Raw genomic sequence first — 21,385 nt, 5'->3', positions numbered from 1 at the left:
AACAAATCCAATGAGCGACAAATGGGTGGCCAAAAGGATGGCCAAAAAGGGTGGGTCGTGTTCAAGGCAGCTGATGATTGTGGGTTCGGCCCTACGGCCAGTGAGAGCGGGGAAACCGCCTCGCTCGCGCATGCGCAGATCCTCGATCGTGCCTCGCACCCTTCGGACGGAATTCCCCCCCGCGCAGGCCGGGATGGCCGCCTGAGCCGCGCGCGACAAGGCATCGAACGCTGGTGCGGCCGCGTCGAACTGGCTCCTGATCTGGCGCAGAACATCGGCAGTGTCCGCTGGCTGCGCGGCCTTGGGACGATGGTCGCGCTCGGCGCGGTCGCGCTTGCGTTCTGGCCCGATCTGTCCGCGCTGGAAGCCGCGACCTCGATGCCCAGGGACGACCGGGTTCGCGATGAATTTCGCAGTCAGATGATCATGCCGCTGGCGCTTGGCGCGGACAGTGGCCGCCGGATGGGCGCGACCGCGCTGGTCACCGAACTGCCAAATGCGCCCGAACGGCCCACGCTGGAACTGGCTTCGACGCTGGGGCAGGGCGACGGACTGGGTGCCATGCTGGCCCGCGCGGGCGTCGGCCCGGCGGATACCGATCGCGCCGTCCGCCTGATTGCCAGCGCGGTCGCGACCAGCGAGATCGCACCCGGAACCCGCTTCGACATCACGCTCGGACGCCGTCCCGCCCCGGAACAGCCGCGTGCCTTGCGCGCCATCGATTTTCGCGCGCGCTTCGATCTCGATCTTTCGGTGGTCCGCACCGATGGCGGGCTCGCCGTGGTGCGCCATCCGATCCGTGTCGACGAAACGCCGCTGCGCATTCGCGGCAAAGTCGGCTCGAGCCTTTATCGCGCCGCGCGCGGCAGCGGCGCACCGATCGCCGCGATCCAGGATTATTTGCGTGCGATCGACAAGCACCTCAGCCTCGAAAGCGATGTGCGCGCGGACGACGAATTCGATTTTATCGTCGCCTACAAGCGCTCCGCGAAAGGCGAGCGGCAAGTCGGCGAGCTGCTTTATGCGGGCCTCGAGCGCGGCGGCAAGCCGAAGCTGCAACTGGTTCGCTGGGGCAAGAACGGCGAAATGTTCGAGGCATCGGGCGTCGGCCGCACCACCAGTCGCGCACCGGGACAACCGGTCGCGGGCCGCATCACTTCGAGCTTCGGCATGCGGCGTCACCCGATTCTCGGCTACAAGCGGATGCATTCGGGTGTCGATTACGGCGCGCGGTACGGAACCCCGATCTACGCGGTCGCCGATGGCCGGGTGAGCTTCGCCGGGCGCCACGGCGGACATGGCAACTACGTGCGGCTCGAACATGGCGGCGGCATCGGCACCGGCTACGGACACATGAGCCGCATCGCGGTGCGTTCGGGTGCCAGCGTGCGGGCGGGGCAAGTCATCGGCTATGTCGGATCGACCGGCCTTTCGACCGGCCCGCATCTCCATTGGGAAGCGTATCGCGGCAATCGCAAGGTCAATCCGCTGAGCATCCGCTTCGTTTCGCAGCCGCAGATCGACGGCAAGGAGCTTGCCTCGTTCAAGCACCGGCTGGCGCAACTCACCCAGATCGAGCCCGGCGCGGCTCTGGGCGATATCGGCGGGGAAACCAAAGCGTCGGCCGAACCGGCGCGCGAGATCGAGCGGCTCTCCAACCAGCGCAAGGTCGTCCCGCCCGCCGGCACCTGATCGGTCGCGACCGCGAGCCAGGCGATTGATGCCTGCGGGGTTTTGCTGCAAGCAGCAGGCATGACCGGCAGCTATCCCCACATCCGCCTTCGTCGAACCCGCGCCACATCGTGGAGCCGCTCGCTACATCGTGAAACCCGGCTCGATCCGACGGATCTGATCTGGCCGCTGTTCGTGACCGAAGGCTTGGGGATCGAGGACCCGATCGGGTCCTTGCCCGGCGTCTCGCGCTGGTCGGTCGACGGGATTGCGGCGCGCGCCAAGGAAGCGATCGCGCTCGGCATCCCGTGCCTCGCGTTGTTCCCGCACACCCAGGCCGAACGCCGCAGCGAAGACGGGCGCGAAGCGCTCAACCCCGACAATCTCATGTGCCGCGCGATCCGCGCGATCCGGGACGCGGCGGGCGACGCCATTGGGGTCCTGACCGACGTCGCGCTCGATCCCTACACCAGCCACGGGCAGGACGGGCTGATCGACGATGCCGGCTATGTCCTTAATGATGCGACCGTCGACGTGCTGGTCGGTCAGGCGCTCAACCAGGCTCAGGCGGGCGCGGACATCATCGCGCCGTCCGACATGATGGATGGCCGTATCGGCGTCATCCGCGCGGCGCTGGAAGGCGATGGCCATGCCAACGTGCAGATCATGAGCTATGCCGCCAAGTACGCCTCCGCGTTCTACGGACCGTTCCGCGACGCGGTCGGTTCGAGCGGGCTGCTCAAGGGCGACAAGAAGACCTATCAGATGGATCCCGGCAATGCCGAGGAAGCGCTGCGCGAAGTCGCGCTCGATCTCGCCGAGGGTGCGGACAGCGTCATGGTCAAGCCCGGGCTGCCCTATCTCGACATCATCCGGCAAGTGAAGGACCGTTTTGCCGTTCCGGTTTTCGCGTACCAGACCTCGGGCGAATACGCGATGATCGAGGCCGCCGCCGCTGCCGGCGCCGGAGACCGCGATGCACTGGTGCTCGAAACCCTGTTGGCGTTCAAGCGCGCGGGTGGCTCGGGTGTCTTGACCTATCACGCAGCCCACGCGGCACGACTGCTGGGCGCATGATCGAAACCGCGCGGGTGCGCCTGCGGCCCTGGCGGGCCGACGACGTCGCGCCGTTCCAGCAGATCTGTTCGGATCCCGAGGTCATGGCGACGCTAGGCGCGCCTTTGAATCTGGCCGAAACCGAAGCGCTCGTGGCGCGGATGCAGGCGATGCAGCAGGAGCTCGGCCACTGCTTCTGGGCGATGGACCGCCGCGAGGACGGTCGCCTGATCGGCTGGTGCGGCGTGATCCGCGGCAGCGTCGGGCCGGTCGTCGGCAAACTCGAAATCGGCTGGCGCATGGCGCGCGAGTGCTGGGGCTCGGGCTACGTGACCGAAGCGGCGCAGGCGACGATCGACTGGTGTTTTGCCCATCAGCCCGACGATGCGGTCTGGGCGATCACGCACATCGGCAATCGTCGCAGCCGCGCGGTGATGGAGCGGCTGGGCATGCAATACTGCGACGGTCTCGATTTCGACCATCCCAAGTTGACGAAGGAGGATCCGCTCCTGCGTCATGTCGTCTACAGCTTGGCCCGCGAAAACAATGACGCCAGGCGGAGCCCCACATGACGATGTCGCGCCGGACGTTGTTCGTGGCCACGATCCTGGTCGGCAGTTTCCTGCTGTTTCTCGTCCAGCCGCTGGTGGCGCGCATGGCGCTGCCGCGTCTCGGCGGGGCCTCGAACGTGTGGAACAGCGCGATGCTGGTCTATCAGGCGCTGCTGCTCGCGGGATACGCCTGGGCGCACTGGCTCGCTCGGCTGCCGTTGCGGCGTCAGGCGGCGCTGCATTTGTTGCTCTTGGTGCTCGCCGGAACCGTGTTGCCGATCGCGCTCTATCCGCTGGCCGAGCCGAAGGCGGGCTGGGAAGTGCTGTGGGTTCCGCTGCTGCTGGTGATGACGATCGGCCCGGTGTTCTTCGCGATCTCCGCGCAGGCGCCGCTGATGCAGCGCTGGTTCGCCGCCGATCCCGAAGCGGGTGAGCCGTGGTCGCTTTACGCCGCCTCGAACATCGGCAGTTTCCTCGGCCTGATCTCCTATCCGATCGTGGTCGAGCCGCTGTTGTCGCTGCGGGCACAAAGCGTGGGCTGGAGCATCGGCTATGCCGTGCTGGTGCTGCTGGTGGCAGTGGCGGCATGGTCGAACCGCGACATGCGCATCCGCGCGGCCGACACCGCCGCGACGGACGCGGTACCCGAGCCGATCGGCTGGCGTCGCATTACCTTGTGGCTCGCGCTGTCGGCGGTGCCGTCGGGTCTGATGCTCTCGACGACCACGCACCTCACCACCGACATTTTCGCGATGCCCTTGCTCTGGGTGATCCCGCTCGGGCTCTATTTGCTGAGCTTCGTGTTCGCGTTCGCCGACAACCGCGTCGTGGCCAGCGCCATTTCATTCGTCACCCCTGCGATCGTGCTGTTCGCCGGCAGCTTCGCCATGCTTTCGTCGAACACCGGGACGCTCACGATCGCCGCGGGCAGCTGCCTCCTGCTGTTCGCGATCGCGGTCGCGCTGCATTCCCGGCTCTACGATGCGCGGCCCGGCCCTTCGCAACTCACGCTGTTCTATTTCGTGATGTCCGCGGGTGGAGCGCTGGGCGGGGTTTTCACCGCCCTGATCGCGCCCAAAGTTTTCGACTGGGTGTGGGAGCACCCGTTGCTGATTCTGTTCGCCGCCTTTCTGCTGCCGCTCCCCGAACGGCTAGACTGGCGGCGCTTGCCGGATCTCGATCCCGCGATGTCGCGGATCGCGCGCGCCGCGCTTTTGCTGCTGGTCGTGTGCTTGTGCTGGCTGCTGCTCGATGCCGCGACCGAAGAGGGGCAGGGGCTGTTCCAGGTGTTCCTGACCGTGATGGTGACGGGCGTCGGCTTGCTGCTGCTGCCGTGGCGCTGGGCTTTCGTGCTGGCGTTGCTCGCGATGATGCTCGTCCAAGGCGGGTTCCGCACGATCGAGACCAGCTATGAGGGACTGCGCACGCGCAGCTATTACGGCGTCTATACCGTGCGCGAATATCCCGATCACAAACTGCGGATGCTGGTGCACGGCACGACGCTGCATGGCCAGCAGTCGCTCGATCCCGCGCGGTCGCGCGAGGTGGGGAGCTACTACGGCCCGGATTCCGGTGTCGAGATCGTGCTCGATTCGGCGCCGCTGCTGTTCGGGCGCAATGCCAGCATCGGCGTGGTCGGGCTCGGCACGGGCACGCTGGCCTGTCTGGCCGCGCCGAGCCAGAGCTGGACCTTCTTCGAGATCGACCGCACCGTGCTCGAATTCTCGCGCGACGGCACCTTCACCTATCTCGACCAGTGCACGCCCGATGCGCGCGTGGTGCTGGGTGACGCGCGGCTCAAGCTCGCCGAGGCCGCGCCGGCGTCTTACGACGTGCTCGCGATCGATGCCTTCAGCTCCGATGCGATTCCGCTCCACCTCGTTACCAAGGAAGCGGTTGCCGTCTACTTGCGCGCGCTCAAACCCGACGGCATCCTGCTGCTGCACATCTCCAATCGATACATCGATCTCGAGCCGGTCGTTTCGGCCATCGCCAAGGCGCAGGGCGTGGAAGCGCGCGTCCACAACAACAATCCGCAAGACCGGATCAGCGAAACGCCGTCGTCCTGGGTCGCCATTTCCCGCGATCCGGCGCGCTTCGATGAACTCGAACGGCTGCGTCCGGGCGAACGCTGGGACTGGCTGATGCCGCCGTCCGGTCCGGCCTGGACTGATGATCACGCCTCGATCCTGCCCTATATCGAATGGGCCAAGCTGTTGGGAACGCCATGATGACCATGACCAATCGCACCGACGTGACCATCGCCGCGATCAACGGCCACGCTCCGCGCATCCATCCCAGCGCGTTCATCGCCCCGGGCTGCCGGATCATCGGCAACGTCGAGATCGGAGCCGAAGCGAGCATCTGGTACAACTGCGTGATCCGCGCCGACGTCAATCGCATCGTCATCGGCGCGCGCACCAACATCCAGGACGGCAGCGTGGTCCACTGCGACAGCCCCAAGCCCGGACGGCCCGCTGGCTATCCCACGCTGATCGGCGAGGACGTGCTGATCGGCCATATGGCTATGGTCCACGGCTGCACGCTCGCCGACCGAGCCTTCGTGGGTCTCGGGTCGGTGGTGATGGACGATTGCACGATCGAATCAGACGGCATGCTCGCGGCCGGCGCGATGCTGACGCCGGGCAAGACGATCGGAGCGAGGCAGATGTGGATGGGTCGTCCGGCGAAATTCGCGCGCGACTTGTCGGATGACGAAATCGCCGACCACCAGGCCGGCGTCGCCAGGTATGTACAAAATGGCAAGCTCCACGCCGAGGCGCTTGGCCCCGGCGCCTGATGGCCCGCCCGCGCCCGGCCTTGCCCGATCCGGACGCCTTGGAAGCCCTCGTCGACGAGACAGGTGCGATCAAGGTCCGCGTCACGCCCGGCGCGCGCGAGGAATCGCTCCAGATCGCGCAAGGGCGGTTGCACGCCAAGGTCCGAGCCAAGCCAGAAGCAGGCAAGGCGAACGTCGCCGTCGCCGCGCTGCTGGCGGCGGCTTTCGATTTGGCGCCGTCGCGGGTCGAGTTGTTGCGCGGCGCAACTTCTCGCGAGAAGTGCTTCAGGCTTCGCTGACGGGCACGCCCTTGGTCGCGTATTGCCACATGTACGGGACATAGTCCTTCTTGCCTAGGTCGAGCCCCTCGCTGCGCAGGATCGCGTAGAGCGCCATCAGATGGAAATAGAACTGCGGGATCGCCCAGTCGCGCACGTATTCGCCGGCGGTCATGGCGAAGCCGATGCCCATGGGCAGTTCGAACGCGACCTGCTCGTTTTCACCCAGGCATGCCTCGGGCGTCACTCCGTCGAGACGCGCGCGCGTCTCGGCGATCCGCTGGCGGGCTTCGCTCAAGGTCGCGGGATCGTCCTCACGACGCGGCACGTCGACACCGATCGCGGCGCAGCGCGCCAGCATTTCGGCGACTTGCCAATCGAGTACCATGACCTGATGCCCGAGCGGAAACATGTCCTCGGCAAGCCGCGCCGCCAGCACGTCATCGCCGATGTCAGCGGCTTCGGCCTTCGCGAGGCAGTCGTCGGCAACTCCCAGCATCTGGCGGAACGTGGTGAAGGCGAATTCGGCATAGTGCATCGTGGGTAATCCTGAGTCGGCCAAGGTCGGCCTCGGATTAGGGGCCTAGAGCGAAGTTCGCCAGTGCTTCGAAAGCCCTCGCATCAGCGTTTGGAGATTCCGAACGAACCCAGGCATAGCGCGGCCGATCCGAGCACGGCGAAGCCGAGACTGACCACGCCGAGCTCGACGAACGCGAAGGCGCCGCAAATCGCGCCGCCCGCCAGGGCGATCCAAAGTCCCAGGAAGAGCAGCCACCCGGTCGACCGGCGCCCGGTCACATGGTCGGCGATGCCTTGGCCGATCCTGACGAGGGCACCCGTCATGTAAGTGAGGCCGACCGGATTCTCGTCGCGCTGGAATGTGTTGTTGAGCGCTCCCATCGCCAGGACCATGCAGGCCAGCGCCGCTGTGGGTGATCCAGCAAGGCGCGCACCGTATGCGCCCGCGAGGAACAGCGTCACGGCGCCAAGAACCGAGGGTTTGCGATGCCGTCCGGTTTTGGCGGCGAGCACCCGGCCGAGCGCCACCCCGCCGACGAACCCACCGACAAGCAGCAGCGGCGTGAAGGCAAGCTGCGGGCTGCGGACGAAATCTGTCGCCAGGCGCGTCGTATTGCCCGACATGAACGATACGAAGTACCCCTCCGCCGCCAGGTAGCCGATCGCGTCCACATAACCGGCAAGGGCGGCAATCGCGAAGGCGAGAAGACGTCGTGGACGGTCGAGGCTCTGCACGCCGCGAGGCTACTGTGCCAGTGCGCGGCAGGCCAGCCTTCAGTCGCTGCTCATGCCCCGCGCGAGATCGGCGAGAATGCCGGACATCGCCGAGGCTAGTTCGGGGGGCTGCGGATCGACGTCCGCTATCGCGCACGTCATGGCATCCGCCCACTGCGCGGCGACCGCCTTATTCATCTCAAAGGGCTTGTGCACGCTCATTATGCAGCGGCCGGGGTTGGCTTCGAACCAGTCGCGCGGGCCGCCGGCCCAACCTGCGAGGAACAGCGGCAGCGATTCGCGCATGGGGCCAAGATCGGCAGCGTGCATCGCGCGCAGCTCGGCGAATTCGGGTTCACTCTCCATCAGATCGTAGAACCGGTCGGTGATCGCCTGGAAGGTTGCGTGGCCGCCGAGGCGGTAAAAGGGCGTGGCGGGGATCCGATCCTGCCTCGGCATGGGCGTGCTGCTCTCTGGTCGTGACTCTGGAACCTTCGGCATACGCAACGCGGATCTGAGTGCCTTGATCGAGATCAAGCTTCAGTCGCGAATCAGGCCCTTCAGCGTGTCCAGCCGGTCCGCCTCGTGCGCGGGCTTGTCGGTGCGGATGCGGCTGATCCGGGGAAAGCGCATGGCGACGCCCGACTTGTGGCGCTTGCTCGCGTGGACCGAATCGAAGGCCACTTCGAAGACCAGGCTCTTGTCGGTCTCGCGCACTGGCCCGAAGCGGTTGACAGTATGCGTGCGCACGTGCCGATCGAGAAACTTCAGTTCCTCGTCGGTGAATCCGAAGTAGGCCTTGCCCACCGGCAGCAGTTCGGCGCCCGCATCGGGATCGCCGTCCCAGCAGCCGAACGTGTAATCCGAATAGAACGAGCTGCGCTTGCCCGAGCCGCGCTGCGCATACATCAGCACGCAGTCGATCAGCAGCGGGTCGCGCTTCCACTTGTACCAGTACCCCACGCGCCGCCCGGCGATGTAAGGCGAATCGCGGCGTTTGAGCATCACGCCCTCGATCGCATCGTCGCGTGCGCGTTCGCGGATCGTAGCGAGATCCTCGAGGCTTTCCGCTTCGATCACTTTACTGATGTCGAACCGGTCGGGATCGAGGCGCTCGACAAAGGCTTCGAGCCGTCCGCGCCGCTCGCTCCACGGTTGCTCGCGCAAGTCCTCGCCTTCGATAATCAGCGCATCGTAGAGCCGCACGAAAGCCGGAGCCTCGGCGCGCAGCTTCTTGCTGACGGTCTTGCGGCCGAGCCGCTGCTGCAAGGCGTTGAAGCTCGCAGCGCCGCCTTCCTCGCCGCCCTGATGCGAGCCGCGCACCAGCAGTTCGCCGTCGAGCACGGCATCGATCGCCAGCGATTCGGCGATCTCGGGAAAGGTCGCGGAAATATCGTCGCCCGAACGCGAATAGACGCGTGTTTCGCCGACCCCGTCGCTGCCGGTGGCGCGGACCACTTGCACGCGGATCCCGTCCCATTTCCATTCCGCCACGTAGTCCGCCATGTCGACGACGGTCTCTTCGAGGGAATGCGCGAGCATGAACGGGCGGAACAGCGGCAGCCCTTCCGAAGAGGGCGGCTCCGCGCCTTCGGCGGCCCAGGCGAACAGCGCCGCGTAAGGCGGCTCCTGGCCGTGCCAGTGTTCCTCCACGTCTTCCACCGAAACGCCGAAAGCCTGCGCGAACGCGGTCTTGGCCAGGCGCGAGGAAATGCCGATGCGCATCGCACCAGTCGCCATCTTGAGCAGCGCATAGCGCCCTTCGGCATCGAGCCGGTCGAGCAGGTGCGGCAGGTCGACCATAACGTTCGCGCGTGTCATGTGCGACAGCGCGTCCACGGCTTCGGCGACGCTGGGCGGACTTGGCGGTGCCTCCGGCTCGGGCCAGAGCAGGCTGGCGGTCTCGGCACTATCGCCGACGTAGTCGCGCGACAGTGTCCACAGCACAGGGTCGATCCGCTCGGTCAGCAGGTTGCGGATCGTCGAACTTTTCACCGCGGGAAAATCGAGCCCGTCGGTCAGCGCCGCCAGCGCCCAGCCGCGATCGGGATCGGGGGTGCGCGCGAGGTAATCCGCCAGCAGCTTGAGCTTGGCATTGCGGCTGCGCGTATAGACCAGCGCATCGAGCAGCGCGGCAAAGTCCTCCACTACAAAACCTCCCCGAAACGGGGGGGGGGACCATGCGCAGCATGGTGGAGGGGCAGGTGCGTCATCTCCCTCCCGCCGCTTACGTCGAGATACGTCGCAGCGTGCCCCTCCACCCCCCTTCGGGCGGTCCCCCTCCCCGTGCCGGGGAGGATCCTGGCGCGCTCAATCATCTTCGTCCTCGTAGCCGACCAGCGCCAGCGCGCGGGCCTTGCGCTGGTGGAGCTGGCACCAGCGCAGCATCGCATCTTCGCGGCCATGCGTGATCCAGGTTTCCTGCGGATCGACATCGGTGATCGTCTGGGTGAGCTCGTCCCAGTCGGCGTGGTCTGAAATGACCAGCGGCAATTCCACCATCCGCTGGCGCGCGCGTTGGCGCACGCGCATCCAGCCCGAGGCCATGGCCGTGATCGGATCGGGCAGGCGCCGGCTCCAGCGATCGTTGAGAGCGCTCGGCGGGCTGACGACGATCTTGCCGACCAGCTCCAGCTTCTTCACTTCGCTCACCAGCGCGAGATCGCCCAAATCGACGCCGTGCTCCTCATAAAGGCGGCACATCTTTTCCATCGCCCCATGCAGATAGATCGTGTCCCGGTGCCCCGCCGCGCGCAATTCGGCGATCAGCCGCTGCGCCTTGCCCAACGCATAGGCGCCAACCAGCACGCAGCGATCGGGATTGTCGGCCAGCGCCTGCAGCAACTTGGCGATCTCGTGCTCGACCGGGGGGTGGCGGAACACGGGGAGCCCGAAGGTCGCCTCGGTGACCAGCACATCGCAGGGCGTCACGGCGAACGGCGCGCAGGTCGGATCGGGGCGGCGCTTGTAATCGCCAGTGACAACAATCCGCTCACCGGCATGTTCGAGCAGGATCTGCGCGGAGCCCAGCACGTGGCCCGCCGGCAGCCAGGTGGCATCGACGCCGCCGGCCAGCCGGATGGTTTCGCCGTACTGCACCGACTGCGCGCCATCCTCGGTCGCGTAGCGCAGCTTCATGATCGCCAGCGTTTCGGGCGTCGCCAAGGTCCGCGCATGCCCGCCGCGCGCATGGTCGGCGTGGCCATGCGTCACCAGCGCGTTCTCGACTGGCCGCGCGGGATCGATCCAGCAATCGGCGGGGCCGACGTGGATCCCCCAAGGCTCGGCGCGTATCCAGCTGAAATCCTGTCCCATCTCAGAAAAATGGGGCGGGAACCGCGTGGTTCCCACCCCATCCGTGCTTCACTTTGGTGTAGCTGGCTCAGTCGTCCGAGCTGGTCTCGGTCGAAGGCGGCGCTTTCTTCGCGGTCACCTTCTTCGCCGGCGCCTTCTTTTTCCGGCGCGACAGCTTGGGCGGTGCCGGGGTCAGCTCGAAATTGAGCGCGTCCTCGTCCTTCTTTTTCGAGACATGGACTTCGCCGCCGTGCGCCAGCTTGCCGAACAGCAGCTCCTCGGCGAGCGGTTGCTTGACCTTCTCCTGGATCAGCCGCGACATCGGCCGCGCGCCGTAGAGCTTGTCATAGCCCTTGTTGCCCAGCCACTCGCGCGCATCCGAATCGAACTGGATGTGCACGTTCTGGTCGGCAAGCTGCAGTTCCAGCTGCAGGATGAACTTGTCGACCACGCGGCTGACCGTGTCCTTGCCGAGATAGGCGAAGGGAACGATCGCATCGAGACGGTTGCGGAACTCCGGCGAGAACATCTGCTTGACCGCTTCGTCGCCCGCATCCGCCTTGGAGATGTCGCCGAAGCCGATCCCCTGGCGCGCCATGTCCGACGCGCCGGCATTGGTCGTCATGATCAGCACGACATTGCGGAAGTCGACCGTCTTGCCGTGGTGATCGGTGAGCCGGCCGTTGTCCATCACTTGCAGCAGGATGTTGAACAAGTCCGAGTGCGCCTTCTCGATTTCGTCGAGCAGGAGCACGCAGTGCGGATTCTGGTCGACTGCGTCGGTCAGCAGACCGCCCTGATCGAAGCCGACGTACCCCGGAGGCGCGCCGATCAGGCGGCTGACCGAGTGCCGTTCCATGTATTCCGACATGTCGAAGCGCTTCAGTTCGATCCCCATGATCGAGGCGAGCTGACGCGCGACTTCGGTCTTGCCGACGCCGGTGGGGCCGGAGAACAGGAACGAACCGATCGGCTTGTCGGGATCGCGCAGGCCTGCACGGCTCAGCTTCATCGCGGTCGAAAGAACCTCGATTGCCTTGTCCTGTCCAAACACGACGCGCTTCAGATCCTTCTCGAGACTGCCAAGCGCCTTCTTGTCGTCCGAGCTGACCGTCTTGGGCGGAATGCGCGCCATCGTCGCGATCACCGCTTCCACTTCACGCGCGGTGATGGTCTTCTTCCGACGGCTGGGGGGAACCAGCATCTGCATCGCGCCGACTTCGTCGATCACGTCGATCGCCTTGTCGGGCAGCTTGCGGTCGTTGATGTAGCGCGCCGAAAGCTCGACCGCGGTCTTGATCGCATCGGGCGTGTAGCGAACCTTGTGGTGCTCCTCGAAAGCGGTGCGCAGACCCTTGAGGATCTTCACCGTATCCTCGACCGTGGGCTCGTTCACGTCGATCTTCTGGAACCGGCGCAGCAGCGCGCGATCCTTTTCGAAGTGGTTGCGGAACTCCTTGTACGTGGTCGAGCCGATGCAGCGAATCGTGCCGCCCGACAGCGCCGGCTTGAGCAGGTTCGATGCGTCCATCGCTCCGCCGCTCGTCGCGCCCGCACCGATCACGGTGTGGATTTCGTCGATGAACAGGATCGCGTGCGGCATTTTCTCGAGCTCGGAGACGACTTGCTTCAAGCGTTCCTCGAAATCGCCGCGATAACGCGTGCCCGCAAGCAGCGAGCCCATGTCGAGTGAATAGATCACGGCTTCCTCGAGCACCTCGGGCACGTCGCCTTCGACGATTTTGCGCGCAAGGCCCTCGGCGATAGCGGTCTTGCCCACGCCGGGATCGCCTACGTAGAGCGGGTTGTTCTTCGAGCGGCGGCACAGGATCTGCACCGTGCGATCGACTTCAGGGCCCCGTCCGATCAGCGGATCGACTTTGCCCGACAGCGCCTTCTCGTTGAGATTGACGCAGAACTGGTCGAGCGCGGAGTCCTTCTTGTTGCCGCCCTTGGCTTCGGATTTCTCCTCGGCCTGCGGGGCCTGTTCCTCGTTGCCCTTGGGCGAGCGGTCCTCGATTCGGCGGCCGCCCTTGCCGATGCCGTGGCTGATGTAGCTGACGGCATCGAGGCGGCTCATGTCCTGCTGCTGCAGGAAGTAGACGGCGTAGCTGTCCCGCTCGGAGAACAGCGCGACGAGTACGTTGGCGCCCGTCACCGTGTCCTTGCCCGAGGACTGGACGTGGAGAATGGCGCGCTGGATCACGCGCTGGAAACCGGCGGTGGGGGCGGGATCGCCCTTTTCCTCGGTCTTGAGCGACTGGTATTCCTGATCGAGGTACTGGCGCACGACATCGCCGAGGTCGCCGAGATCGACACCGCAGGCCTGCATGACCTGGGCACCGTCGGGATCGTCGATCAACGCGAGCAGAAGGTGTTCGAGAGTCGCGTATTCGTGGCTCCGGTCCGACGCATGACTGAGCGCCGAGTGGAGCGTCTTTTCAAGGCTTTGCGCGAAGCTGGGCATCTTGCGGTCTTTCGTTGGAAGAGCACGGCCTTCCTTCTGGGGGAAGAGTTTGGTCCGTATTCGTTAATGCTTCCAATATAGGAAGCTCGGGGAAGCTTGCGAGATGGGTCTCTACGCCGTTCACGGCTGCTTGGGCCTGAACAGGTCCGCCGCGGCCTTCATGTGCGCGGCCGTTTTGTCACGGTGGGACTGGATCCGGTCGATCTCAGATTTGAGAAGGACGACACGTGCGTCGAGTTCGTCCAGCGAATAGCTCTCGAGGCTCTCGCTGGCGAGGAGACTAGCGGCCCCGAAACTCCCTTCGGGCAACCGCCGCCGCGGTCGATCGTCCTCGTCCATTGCAGTGCAGCATCGGACGGGAATTCGCGACTGTCAACAAGTCGTAAATTATGTTCCCCAAAGCCGTGGCGCTGTGGCAACACGGTCTCATGTCCGAGAATCTACCGACCGAAATCATGGCCATCGGCTTCGATCAACCGGGTGGCCCCGAAGTCCTCCAGCCCCGCCAGGTCCCGCTTCCGCAGCCGCGGGCCGGGCAAGTCCTGGTCAAAGTCGCCTTCGCGGGCGTGAATCGGCCGGACGTGATGCAGCGCCTTGGCAAGTATCCTCCGCCGAAAGACGCGTCGCCGCTTCCCGGTCTCGAAATCGCGGGCGAAGTCGTCGGGCTGGGCGAGGGCGTTTCGTCGGACTGGCTGGGCCGCAAGGTCTGCTCGCTGGTTTCGGGCGGCGGCTATGCGCAATACTGCCTCGCCGAGGCCGGCCATTGCCTGCCCGTTCCCGAATCACTCTCGCTCGCCGAGGCCGCGGCGCTGCCCGAGACGATGCTCACCGTATGGCACAACGTGTTCGAACGCGGCTGGGCGCGGCAGGGCGAGACGATTCTCGTGCACGGCGGCACCAGCGGGATCGGCACGATGGCGACGATGCTCGGCAAGCACTTCGGGATCACCGTCATCGTGACATGCGGCAGTCCGGAAAAATGCGCCAGGGCGCTGGAGATCGGCGCCGCGCACGCGATCGACTACAAGGCGAGCGACTTTGTCGAGGAAGTGGCACGCATCACCGGCGGCAAGGGCGTCGACCTCGTGCTCGACATGATCTCCGGCGATTACGTGGCGCGCAATCTCAAATGCCTCAGCGAAGATGGGCGGCATGTGTCGATCGCAGTCCAGGGTGGCGCCAAGGCCGAAGTCAACATGGCCGTAATCATGAGCCGCCGCTATACGCTGACCGGCTCGACCCTGCGTCCGCGATCGGTCGAGTTCAAGACGATGCTGGTCCAGGACGTGCTGGACAATGCGTGGCCGCTGGTCACCGCGGGCGACTTGCGACCGGTGATGGACCGGGTCTTCCCGCTGGCCGAAGCCGCCGCCGCGCATGCCTGGATGGAATCGGGCGACCACGTCGGCAAGATCGTTCTGGAGGTTTGAGCGGTCCGCGGTTACGCCCCGGACTTGGTCTCATCGGTGTGATCAGGAGGGCGCAATGGAACGACTGACGCTTCACGAGGACCCCCGCAGTGGCAACTGCTACAAGATCAAGCTGACCGCGGCGCTGCTCGGTCAGCCGATCGACTTGCGCCAGTACGACATCATGCAGGGCGATACGCGCCGCCCCGAATTTCTCGAGACCGTCAACGCCAATGGCCGTATCCCGGTGCTGCAGATCGGTGATCGCTTCCTGCCCGAAAGCAACGCCGCGTGCTGGTACCTTGCCGAAGGCTCGGCGCTGGTGCCCGACGACCGGTTCGACCGCGCCGATATGCTGCGCTGGATGTTCTTCGAACAATACAATCACGAACCCAACGTCGCGACGCTGCGCTTCTGGCTGCACTTCGTCGGCCAGGCCAACCTGACCGAGCACCAACGCAGCCAGATTGTCGCCAAGCGCGCCGCGGGCGAGGATGCGCTGGCGGTGATGGAGGAAAAGCTGGGGCGGAACGACTGGTTCGTCGCGAACCGGGTCACCATCGCTGACATCGCGCTCTATCCCTACACCCATGTCTGCGAGGCAGGCGGCTTTCGCTTGCGCGATTATCCAGCGGTGTGCGCCTGGCTGCGTCGGATCGAGGCGCTCGAGCGCTATATCCCGATGGAATAGACCGGGGCCAGGGGGCCATAACGCGCAAGTTCGGCCGCGAAGGCTTGTCGAAGCGGCCATGATCGCCTAAGTCGAGCCTGCAGTGGCCGCTCCGCAAAGGGGCGGCCCTTATTGTTTCCGCTGGAGAGAACAACCATGAGCCAGCCGACGCCGCTGATGCCTCACGCCACCGCATCCTGGCTTATCGACAACACCGGGCTGACCTTCGAGCAGATTGCCGAGTTCTGCGGCCTGCACATTCTCGAGGTTCAGGCCATGGCCGACGATCTCGCGTCGAGCAAGTACACCGGGCGCGATCCGGTGCGTTCAGGCGAGCTGACGATGGAAGAGATCGAAAAGGGCCAGGACGACGCGAACTATTCGCTCAAGATGCACAAGGCGCCGGTCACGGTCAGCCGCACCAAGGGCCCGCGCTATACGCCGGTTTCGAAGCGGCAGGACAAGCCCGACGGCATTGCCTGGATCCTGAAGAATCACCCCGAGGTTTCCGACGTGCAGATCGGCAAGCTGATCGGCACCACGCGCAACACGATCGGCGCGATTCGCGATCGGTCGCACTGGAACATCCAGAACATCCTGCCCAAGGATCCTGTGACGCTGGGCCTGTGCTCGCAGCGCGAACTCGACGCGGTGGTCGCCAAGGCGGCGAAGAAGGCCGGCATCGTCGACGAAGTGGTCGACGATTCGCGGCTGGGCGACGACAAGCAGGCCCTGATCGACGAACTGCGCAAGGAGCGTCAGGACGCGGTCCGCGCCGCGAACGAGGCGGCGCAGGAAGCCGAGGCCGCAGCCTGGCTCGAAGCGAAGCGCGCGTCCGAAGCCGCCGGCAACGACAACCCGTAAAGCCGCGCCGGCGTCTGCAACAGGACGTCGGCGAGACCTGGAGTGCATCGCGCGGATCGACAGTCGGTCCGCGCGCGTCGGTGCTCGGTGGCCGAAAGCCGGACAATCAGCCAATTCCGTCTTGCTGAACTCGTTTCAGCATCCATGTGCCCGTCGGCGAGACCTGACTGGGTGGCGAAATGGATGCTGAAACAAGTTCAGCATGACGAGACTGTTTGATGAGCGGCTTATCTGCGTCTCTACGAACCGACCCGGCAGTTCCCGAAGCAGCAAGCCCCGCGCCCTAATTCGCGCTCCCTCGCCGGTCGCCCGCAAGGACCGGCGCTAGACCGGCTACTCCGCCGGGCCGGCCAGAATCAGCTGCGCCTCGCCGGTTTCGTCGCGCCGGGCGATGCCGGGCGTCGCGCCATTGGGGCTCAGGCGTCCCTCCAGCTGCGCACCTTGCTCGATGGTCAGGCTTTCGTAGGCGATGTCCCCCTCGATTCGGGCGGATTTCAGCACCGTGACTTCGCGCGCGGCGATCGAGCCGGTCACATGACCCGCGACTCGCGCCGTCTCGGCCACGACCGAGCCGATGATCGTGCTGCCCTCGCCCTGGACGATGGACTTGCAGGCGATGTCGCCTTCGATGCGGCCGTCGATATGGATATCCGTGGATGCGGTGATGTTGCCTCGCAGAACGAGATCGCTTCCGAGGATCGAAAAGGTCGAGGCATCACTGCTGCCACGGCCCGAAAGGGAGCTAACTCTGGGCATCGTCCTTGGTCGTCTGCTGAACATGATGTGCTGCTGCCTCGAGGAATGGGCGCGGATTGACGGGGCGATCGTTGATCCGGACCTCGAAGTGGAGGTGTGAGCCGGTCGAGCGCCCGGTGCTCCCCATCGCGCCGATCGGAACGCCAAGATCGACTTTCTGGCCGACGCGGGCGCCGAAGCGCGACAAGTGGGCATAGCGCGTCATCAAGCCGTTGCCGTGGTCGATTTCGATGCAATTGCCGTAGCCCTGCTTGGTGCCGACGAAGCGGACCGTTCCGGCGGCTGCGGCAAAGATCGGCGAGCCGAGCGGACCCGGAAAATCGAGCCCCGCGTGAAACGCCGCGTCCCCGGTGAAGGGATCGGATCGATAGCCATAGCTGGAAGAGACATAGGCGACATTCGCGGGCTGCACTTGGGGGATGCCGGCAAGGCCGCGCTCCAGGGCGTCCATCCGGGCCAGACTCTTGCTCATGCGGCGAAACAGCGGATCGAGCGAACCGTCCTTCGCAGTGGCGAGTTTGAGGAGCGGACCACCCTGCGCGGCTTTGCCGGAGGCACTGGCCATCGTCTTGGGATTGAGGCCAAGCTGCGCGATCGCGCGCGACGCCGCGGCGGCGCGCTTGTCCGCATAACGCGTCAGCCGCTCGACGAAGCTGAGTTGTTCGGCTTCGATGCGCGACAGCGTTTTCGCTTCCGGCAGTGACGCATCGGCTTTGGCTGACCGATTGGCTTTGGTCTTGTCCGCCGTATCCACGCCATCGGAATCGCTCTCGGCCGGGTCGGGCAAGTCGCCGAGATGGGCTTCGACCATCTTCTCGATGAAATCCTGGCGGCGCGCGAGCGTCTCGGCCTGGCTATCGATATCGCTGCGATATTCGGCGACACGGTGTTCGGCCGTCAGCACTTTGGCTTCTCGGGCGCGCAGCGCCGCCTGATCGCGGCTGGCCGAATATTGGCTGATCGAGAGGCTGATCATGAAACCGATCCAGGCGGTCAGCAGCAATGCCACGATCGCCACCGCGGAAATCTGAAGGCGCGATGACACCTTGATGAAACGGACCTGACCCTGAGACCGCATGAAAAACTCGCGGTCAGGGAAAATGGTCCGCAAGCGCGTCCCGAACGCGCCGGCGGATGAATGTAGCAAATCGACAACCCCGCTTGTCGTACCCTTGTCTGCGGCGGCACCTAGCAACTGAGGTTGGCTAACGCGAATCGGGTCGTCCTGCCGATCTGCGGAATCGAGGTGAGCCGAGCCTTCGAAGCGTTGAGCTGAGTAAATTTACGGGAACCCTGCGAGCTTCCGTTCAGTTTGCCACACAACGCTGCGGAACTCTTGTCGCTGCGACGCGCCTGCGGTGACAACCCCGGGGCGCGGTGCTAGGCGGCGATCATGACCATTCACGACCCCAAGATCGAAACCCCCGACGCGCTCGTCCAGCGCCTCGGGAAAGCGGCGCGCGCCGCGCAGCGTGAGTTGGCGGCCATGTCCAGCGATGCCCGCGCGGATGCGCTGCGAGCGGTCGCCGAGACGCTGCGGCACGAAAGCGCCGCGATCCTGGAAGCGAATGCGCGCGATGTCGCGGCGGGGGATGCGAACGGCTTGTCCGGCGCGCTGCTCGATCGCTTGCGCCTCGATGCCGATCGGCTGGCGGGAATCGCCGATGCCGTCGGGAACGTCGCAGCGCTGCCCGATCCCGTCGGACAAGTGATCGACAAGAGCACGGCGCCCAGCGGCCTGGCGTTGTCGCGGGTCCGCATTCCGATCGGCGTCATCGGCATCATTTACGAGAGCCGGCCGAACGTCACGGTGGACGCCGCGGCCTTGTGCCTGCGCTCGGGCAACGCGGTGCTGCTGCGCGGGGGCAGCGAGGCGGTCCATTCCAACCGTGCGCTCCAGGCGGCGATCGCCAAGGGGCTCACCGCAGGCGGCGCGCCTGCGGATGCCGCGCAATTGCTGCCGACGCAGGATCGTGCCGCGGTCGGTGCGATGCTCACTGCTGCCGGACTGATCGACATGATCGTGCCGCGCGGGGGCAAAAGTCTCGTCGCGCGCGTCCAGGCCGATGCGCGCGTGCCGGTGCTCGCGCATCTCGACGGGATTTGTCACACGTTCGTTCACGCCGCAGCCGATCCCGAGATGGCGCGCACCATCGTGCACAACGCGAAGCTGCGCCGCACCGGAATCTGCGGAGCGATGGAGACCCTGCTGCTCGACGCCACGTTCCCGGATTGCGCCCGCGTGGTCGCCGATTTGCTCGACGGCGGCTGCGAATTGCGCGGCGATGCCCGCGCGCGGCTGCTCGATCCGCGGATCGGCCCCGCGAAAGACGAGGACTGGGACACCGAGTATCTCGATGCCGTTCTCTCGGTGGCCGTGGTCGACGGGCTGGACGGCGCGCTGGCCCATATCGCGGAGCATTCCTCGGGCCATACCGATGCGATCGTGACGAGCGATGCCGCAACGGCCGAGCGCTTCCTCGCTGGGGTCGACAGCGCCATCGTCATGGTCAACGCCTCGAGCCAGTTCGCTGACGGCGGCGAGTTCGGCCTCGGCGCCGAGATCGGCATTGCCACGGGTCGGCTCCACGCGCGCGGCCCGGTCGCGCTCGAAGGGCTCACGACTTACAAGTGGCTGGTGCGCGGGACCGGGCAGATCCGCAACTGACCGCCGCGAGACCGGGCGATGCGCATCGGGATCCTGGGCGGTAGCTTCAACCCGGCGCACGGCGGGCACCGCCGCATTTCGCTGTTCGCGCGCGAGGCTCTGCATCTCGACGAGATCTGGTGGCTGGTCTCGCCCGGCAATCCGCTCAAACCGCGCGAAGGCATGGCGCCGTTGGCGAAGCGCTTCGCCTCCGCGCGGCGCATGGCGCGCCGCGCGCCGATCCGCGTGACCGCGATGGAGCGCGAGTTCGGCACGCCGTACACGGTCGAAACTTTGCGCCGGATCTCGCGACGCTGGCCGAAACATCGCTTCGTCTGGCTCATGGGCAGCGACAATCTCGCCCAGTTCCACGAGTGGAAGCAGTGGCGCGATATAGCGAGAACGATGCCGATTGCGGTGATCGCCCGTCCGGGCTATGATGCCGACGCTATCGCGAGCCCCGCGATGGCCTGGCTCGGGCGGTACCGGGAGCCCGCCTCCAGTCTCTTTGCCCGGGATGGATGGAGCGCTCCGGCGCTGGTGATCTTGCGTTTTGACCCTGATACGCGTTCGGCCTCTGCAATCCGCGAAGCTGATCCCGACTGGGCAGACGGGCCGTTAGCGACCCATCTGCGCGATGGCGTCACCTTTCGTCCCATCCCCGGTAACGCCGCATGAGCAGGCCGGCCGATCTTGCGAGATCAGGCAGTTATCCCAAAATTAGGGCGGCATGCGGAAGAATGGCGGGTCCGCCGCACATTCCGTTTTGAAAAGGAGTCTACGCAAACTCGATGACACAGGCGCAAATCCAGCCGGCCAAGGCCGGCGCCGCCGCCATCACCATGACTGACGAGGCCGAGTCCCGTTTGTCGCTGGTCCTGGAATCGCTCGACGACGATCAGGCTCAGGAAGTGGTGACCATCGCGCTCGACGGAAAATCGAGCATCGCCGACTACATGGTTGTCGCCAGCGGGCGATCGACGCGGCAAGTCGCCGCGATCGCGCAGAAGCTTGCCCAAAATCTGAAAGATGCCGGGTTCGGCAGCGCGCGAGTCGAAGGGCTTCCCGCCGCCGACTGGGTTCTCGTGGATGCGGGCGAAGTGATCGTTCATGTCTTCCGCCCCGAAGTTCGCAGCTTCTACAATCTCGAACGGATGTGGGGTTTCGAAGAAGGCGCCGCCGGGGAGGCCTGACGCCGCCGCCGACTGCTGACGGGCGACAGGTTCGGCCTTCGCATCGGACTGCGGGTGCTAGGAAAGCGTGGTCGCAAGGCCGCGCGAGGATGTGATGCTGCTGCACATTGTGGCCCGGGGCAAACTTGGTCGCAGCCCCGAGGCCGATCTTCTCGACCGGTACGCGAAGCGCCTTGCCTGGCCGTTTCGCCATACCGAGCTGCCGGAAACCGGCGGCAAAATTCCGGATTTTCAGACGCCCTATCGGCTCGTCCTGCTCGACGAGCGCGGCAAGGCGATGCCCTCGGAGGACTTCGCCGCGCTGCTTGGCCGCTGGCGCGATGACGGCGTGCGCGAGACTCGCTTCGTGATCGGTGCCGCCGACGGTCACAGCGAAGCCGAGCGCAAGGAGGCCGATCTGCTGTTCGCCTTCGGCGCCATGACTTGGCCGCACTTGCTGGCCCGCGCCATGCTCGCCGAACAGCTCTGGCGCGCGACCAGCATTCTTGCCGGGCATCCCTATCATCGTTCCGGCTGA

The 21,385-nt window shown here is 65.6% G+C and carries 22 protein-coding genes; 13 read left to right on the top strand and 9 right to left on the bottom strand.

The window, feature by feature from the left end; genetic code table 11:
• Window positions 1-57 precede the first annotated feature (57 nt).
• Genes GQO94_RS03420 through GQO94_RS03395 form a run of 6 tightly spaced genes read left to right on the top strand, consistent with a single transcriptional unit; the run spans window position 58 to window position 6,356 of the window.
• On the top strand, window positions 58-1,692 hold the full coding sequence (locus GQO94_RS03420) for a M23 family metallopeptidase (protein ID WP_232332751.1): 1,635 nt from the start codon (window positions 58-60) through the stop codon (window positions 1,690-1,692).
• Window positions 1,693-1,752: 60 nt separating this feature from the next.
• Window positions 1,753-2,748, top strand: coding sequence for a porphobilinogen synthase (gene hemB / locus GQO94_RS03415; RefSeq protein WP_156839736.1), 996 nt, complete (start codon window positions 1,753-1,755; stop codon window positions 2,746-2,748).
• Complete coding sequence (locus tag GQO94_RS03410) at window positions 2,745-3,299, top strand: GNAT family N-acetyltransferase (protein ID WP_156839735.1); 555 nt, start codon at window positions 2,745-2,747, stop codon at window positions 3,297-3,299. The genes hemB and GQO94_RS03410 overlap by 4 nt, the downstream gene beginning before the upstream one ends.
• Window positions 3,296-5,509, top strand: coding sequence for a spermidine synthase (locus tag GQO94_RS03405; RefSeq protein WP_156839734.1), 2,214 nt, complete (start codon window positions 3,296-3,298; stop codon window positions 5,507-5,509). Before GQO94_RS03410 ends, GQO94_RS03405 begins: the two co-directional genes overlap by 4 nt.
• A 5-nt stretch (window positions 5,510-5,514) precedes the next feature.
• Window positions 5,515-6,078, top strand: a complete 564-nt coding sequence (locus GQO94_RS03400; protein WP_156839870.1) for a gamma carbonic anhydrase family protein — start codon at window positions 5,515-5,517, stop codon at window positions 6,076-6,078.
• The gene (locus GQO94_RS03395) at window positions 6,078-6,356 is read left to right on the top strand and encodes a DUF167 domain-containing protein (protein ID WP_156839733.1); all 279 of its coding nucleotides are present in this window, start codon (window positions 6,078-6,080) and stop codon (window positions 6,354-6,356) included. The genes GQO94_RS03400 and GQO94_RS03395 overlap by 1 nt, the downstream gene beginning before the upstream one ends.
• Here the strand turns inward: GQO94_RS03395 and GQO94_RS03390 are convergent.
• From GQO94_RS03390 to GQO94_RS03360, 7 genes are all read right to left on the bottom strand, one after another.
• Window positions 6,343-6,873: a DUF1993 family protein gene (locus tag GQO94_RS03390; protein WP_156839732.1), complete on the bottom strand. Its 531-nt coding sequence runs from the start codon at window positions 6,871-6,873 to the stop codon at window positions 6,343-6,345. The two genes, GQO94_RS03395 and GQO94_RS03390, sit on opposite strands and share 14 nt — an antisense overlap.
• An 83-nt stretch (window positions 6,874-6,956) precedes the next feature.
• On the bottom strand, window positions 6,957-7,589 hold the full coding sequence (locus tag GQO94_RS03385; protein ID WP_156839731.1) for a YoaK family protein: 633 nt from the start codon (window positions 7,587-7,589) through the stop codon (window positions 6,957-6,959).
• A 39-nt stretch (window positions 7,590-7,628) separates the two neighbouring features.
• Entirely contained in the window at window positions 7,629-8,027 is a 399-nt protein-coding gene (locus GQO94_RS03380; RefSeq protein WP_156839730.1) for a group II truncated hemoglobin, read from the bottom strand.
• An 81-nt stretch (window positions 8,028-8,108) separates the two neighbouring features.
• Entirely contained in the window at window positions 8,109-9,716 is a 1,608-nt protein-coding gene (locus GQO94_RS03375; RefSeq protein WP_156839729.1) for a cisplatin damage response ATP-dependent DNA ligase, read from the bottom strand.
• A gap of 162 nt (window positions 9,717-9,878) precedes the next feature.
• Window positions 9,879-10,883 (bottom strand): ligase-associated DNA damage response exonuclease, encoded by a 1,005-nt coding sequence (locus GQO94_RS03370; protein WP_156839728.1) that lies wholly within the window; start codon window positions 10,881-10,883, stop codon window positions 9,879-9,881.
• 67 nt (window positions 10,884-10,950) lie between these two features.
• Window positions 10,951-13,329, bottom strand: a complete 2,379-nt coding sequence (clpA, locus tag GQO94_RS03365; protein ID WP_156839727.1) for an ATP-dependent Clp protease ATP-binding subunit ClpA — start codon at window positions 13,327-13,329, stop codon at window positions 10,951-10,953.
• 120 nt (window positions 13,330-13,449) lie between these two features.
• Entirely contained in the window at window positions 13,450-13,668 is a 219-nt protein-coding gene (locus GQO94_RS03360; RefSeq protein WP_156839726.1) for a DUF1192 domain-containing protein, read from the bottom strand.
• Between the two features lie 89 nt (window positions 13,669-13,757).
• On the opposite strand from GQO94_RS03360, the gene GQO94_RS03355 reads away from it, so the two are divergent.
• The 3 genes from GQO94_RS03355 (at window position 13,758) to GQO94_RS03345 (ending at window position 16,272) form a co-directional block, all read left to right on the top strand.
• Window positions 13,758-14,759 (top strand): NAD(P)H-quinone oxidoreductase, encoded by a 1,002-nt coding sequence (locus tag GQO94_RS03355; protein WP_156839869.1) that lies wholly within the window; start codon window positions 13,758-13,760, stop codon window positions 14,757-14,759.
• Between the two features lie 55 nt (window positions 14,760-14,814).
• Entirely contained in the window at window positions 14,815-15,429 is a 615-nt protein-coding gene (locus tag GQO94_RS03350) for a glutathione S-transferase family protein (protein WP_156839725.1), read from the top strand.
• A gap of 135 nt (window positions 15,430-15,564) precedes the next feature.
• Window positions 15,565-16,272 (top strand): DUF1013 domain-containing protein, encoded by a 708-nt coding sequence (locus tag GQO94_RS03345; RefSeq protein ID WP_156839724.1) that lies wholly within the window; start codon window positions 15,565-15,567, stop codon window positions 16,270-16,272.
• Between the two features lie 333 nt (window positions 16,273-16,605).
• Here the strand turns inward: GQO94_RS03345 and GQO94_RS03340 are convergent, their stop codons facing one another.
• Window positions 16,606-17,028 carry a bactofilin family protein gene (locus GQO94_RS03340; RefSeq protein WP_156839723.1) on the bottom strand — a complete coding sequence of 141 codons (423 nt, stop codon included), beginning with the start codon at window positions 17,026-17,028 and terminating at the stop codon, window positions 16,606-16,608.
• Window positions 17,015-18,106 carry a M23 family metallopeptidase gene (locus GQO94_RS03335; protein ID WP_332310816.1) on the bottom strand — a complete coding sequence of 364 codons (1,092 nt, stop codon included), beginning with the start codon at window positions 18,104-18,106 and terminating at the stop codon, window positions 17,015-17,017. The genes GQO94_RS03340 and GQO94_RS03335 overlap by 14 nt, the downstream gene beginning before the upstream one ends.
• 315 nt (window positions 18,107-18,421) lie before the next feature.
• On the opposite strand from GQO94_RS03335, the gene GQO94_RS03330 reads away from it, so the two are divergent.
• From GQO94_RS03330 to GQO94_RS03315, 4 genes are all read left to right on the top strand, one after another.
• Window positions 18,422-19,696, top strand: coding sequence for a glutamate-5-semialdehyde dehydrogenase (locus GQO94_RS03330; RefSeq protein WP_156839721.1), 1,275 nt, complete (start codon window positions 18,422-18,424; stop codon window positions 19,694-19,696).
• An 18-nt stretch (window positions 19,697-19,714) separates the two neighbouring features.
• Window positions 19,715-20,353 (top strand): nicotinate-nucleotide adenylyltransferase, encoded by a 639-nt coding sequence (locus GQO94_RS03325; RefSeq protein WP_156839720.1) that lies wholly within the window; start codon window positions 19,715-19,717, stop codon window positions 20,351-20,353.
• Between the two features lie 113 nt (window positions 20,354-20,466).
• The gene (rsfS, locus tag GQO94_RS03320; protein WP_156839719.1) at window positions 20,467-20,868 is read left to right on the top strand and encodes a ribosome silencing factor; all 402 of its coding nucleotides are present in this window, start codon (window positions 20,467-20,469) and stop codon (window positions 20,866-20,868) included.
• A 94-nt stretch (window positions 20,869-20,962) separates the two neighbouring features.
• Window positions 20,963-21,385, top strand: coding sequence for a 23S rRNA (pseudouridine(1915)-N(3))-methyltransferase RlmH (locus GQO94_RS03315; protein ID WP_156839718.1), 423 nt, complete (start codon window positions 20,963-20,965; stop codon window positions 21,383-21,385).

Source organism: Novosphingobium aquimarinum (assembly GCF_009746585.1).
Classification (GTDB): domain Bacteria; phylum Pseudomonadota; class Alphaproteobacteria; order Sphingomonadales; family Sphingomonadaceae; genus Novosphingobium; species Novosphingobium aquimarinum.
The sequence above is the reverse complement of the archived record's forward strand: the minus strand, read 5'-3'. Positions and strand labels throughout refer to the sequence as shown.

Bases quoted from the DNA above. Each gene is read 5' to 3' on its own strand.
- GQO94_RS03360 (WP_156839726.1), bottom strand. From the start codon at position 13,668: ATGGACGAGGACGATCGACCGCGGCGGCGGTTGCCCGAAGGGAGTTTC.
- rsfS (WP_156839719.1), top strand. From the start codon at position 20,467: ATGACACAGGCGCAAATCCAGCCGGCCAAGGCCGGCGCCGCCGCCATC.
- GQO94_RS03395 (WP_156839733.1), top strand. From the start codon at position 6,078: ATGGCCCGCCCGCGCCCGGCCTTGCCCGATCCGGACGCCTTGGAAGCC.
- GQO94_RS03340 (WP_156839723.1), bottom strand. From the start codon at position 17,028: ATGCCCAGAGTTAGCTCCCTTTCGGGCCGTGGCAGCAGTGATGCCTCG.
- clpA (WP_156839727.1), bottom strand. From the start codon at position 13,329: ATGCCCAGCTTCGCGCAAAGCCTTGAAAAGACGCTCCACTCGGCGCTC.
- GQO94_RS03350 (WP_156839725.1), top strand. From the start codon at position 14,815: ATGGAACGACTGACGCTTCACGAGGACCCCCGCAGTGGCAACTGCTAC.
- GQO94_RS03335 (WP_332310816.1), bottom strand. From the start codon at position 18,106: ATGCGGTCTCAGGGTCAGGTCCGTTTCATCAAGGTGTCATCGCGCCTT.
- GQO94_RS03400 (WP_156839870.1), top strand. From the start codon at position 5,515: ATGACCAATCGCACCGACGTGACCATCGCCGCGATCAACGGCCACGCT.
- GQO94_RS03380 (WP_156839730.1), bottom strand. From the start codon at position 8,027: ATGCCGAGGCAGGATCGGATCCCCGCCACGCCCTTTTACCGCCTCGGC.
- GQO94_RS03315 (WP_156839718.1), top strand. From the start codon at position 20,963: ATGCTGCTGCACATTGTGGCCCGGGGCAAACTTGGTCGCAGCCCCGAG.
- GQO94_RS03325 (WP_156839720.1), top strand. From the start codon at position 19,715: ATGCGCATCGGGATCCTGGGCGGTAGCTTCAACCCGGCGCACGGCGGG.
- GQO94_RS03345 (WP_156839724.1), top strand. From the start codon at position 15,565: ATGAGCCAGCCGACGCCGCTGATGCCTCACGCCACCGCATCCTGGCTT.
- GQO94_RS03330 (WP_156839721.1), top strand. From the start codon at position 18,422: ATGACCATTCACGACCCCAAGATCGAAACCCCCGACGCGCTCGTCCAG.
- hemB (WP_156839736.1), top strand. From the start codon at position 1,753: ATGACCGGCAGCTATCCCCACATCCGCCTTCGTCGAACCCGCGCCACA.
- GQO94_RS03390 (WP_156839732.1), bottom strand. From the start codon at position 6,873: ATGCACTATGCCGAATTCGCCTTCACCACGTTCCGCCAGATGCTGGGA.
- GQO94_RS03405 (WP_156839734.1), top strand. From the start codon at position 3,296: ATGACGATGTCGCGCCGGACGTTGTTCGTGGCCACGATCCTGGTCGGC.
- GQO94_RS03355 (WP_156839869.1), top strand. From the start codon at position 13,758: ATGTCCGAGAATCTACCGACCGAAATCATGGCCATCGGCTTCGATCAA.
- GQO94_RS03410 (WP_156839735.1), top strand. From the start codon at position 2,745: ATGATCGAAACCGCGCGGGTGCGCCTGCGGCCCTGGCGGGCCGACGAC.
- GQO94_RS03370 (WP_156839728.1), bottom strand. From the start codon at position 10,883: ATGGGACAGGATTTCAGCTGGATACGCGCCGAGCCTTGGGGGATCCAC.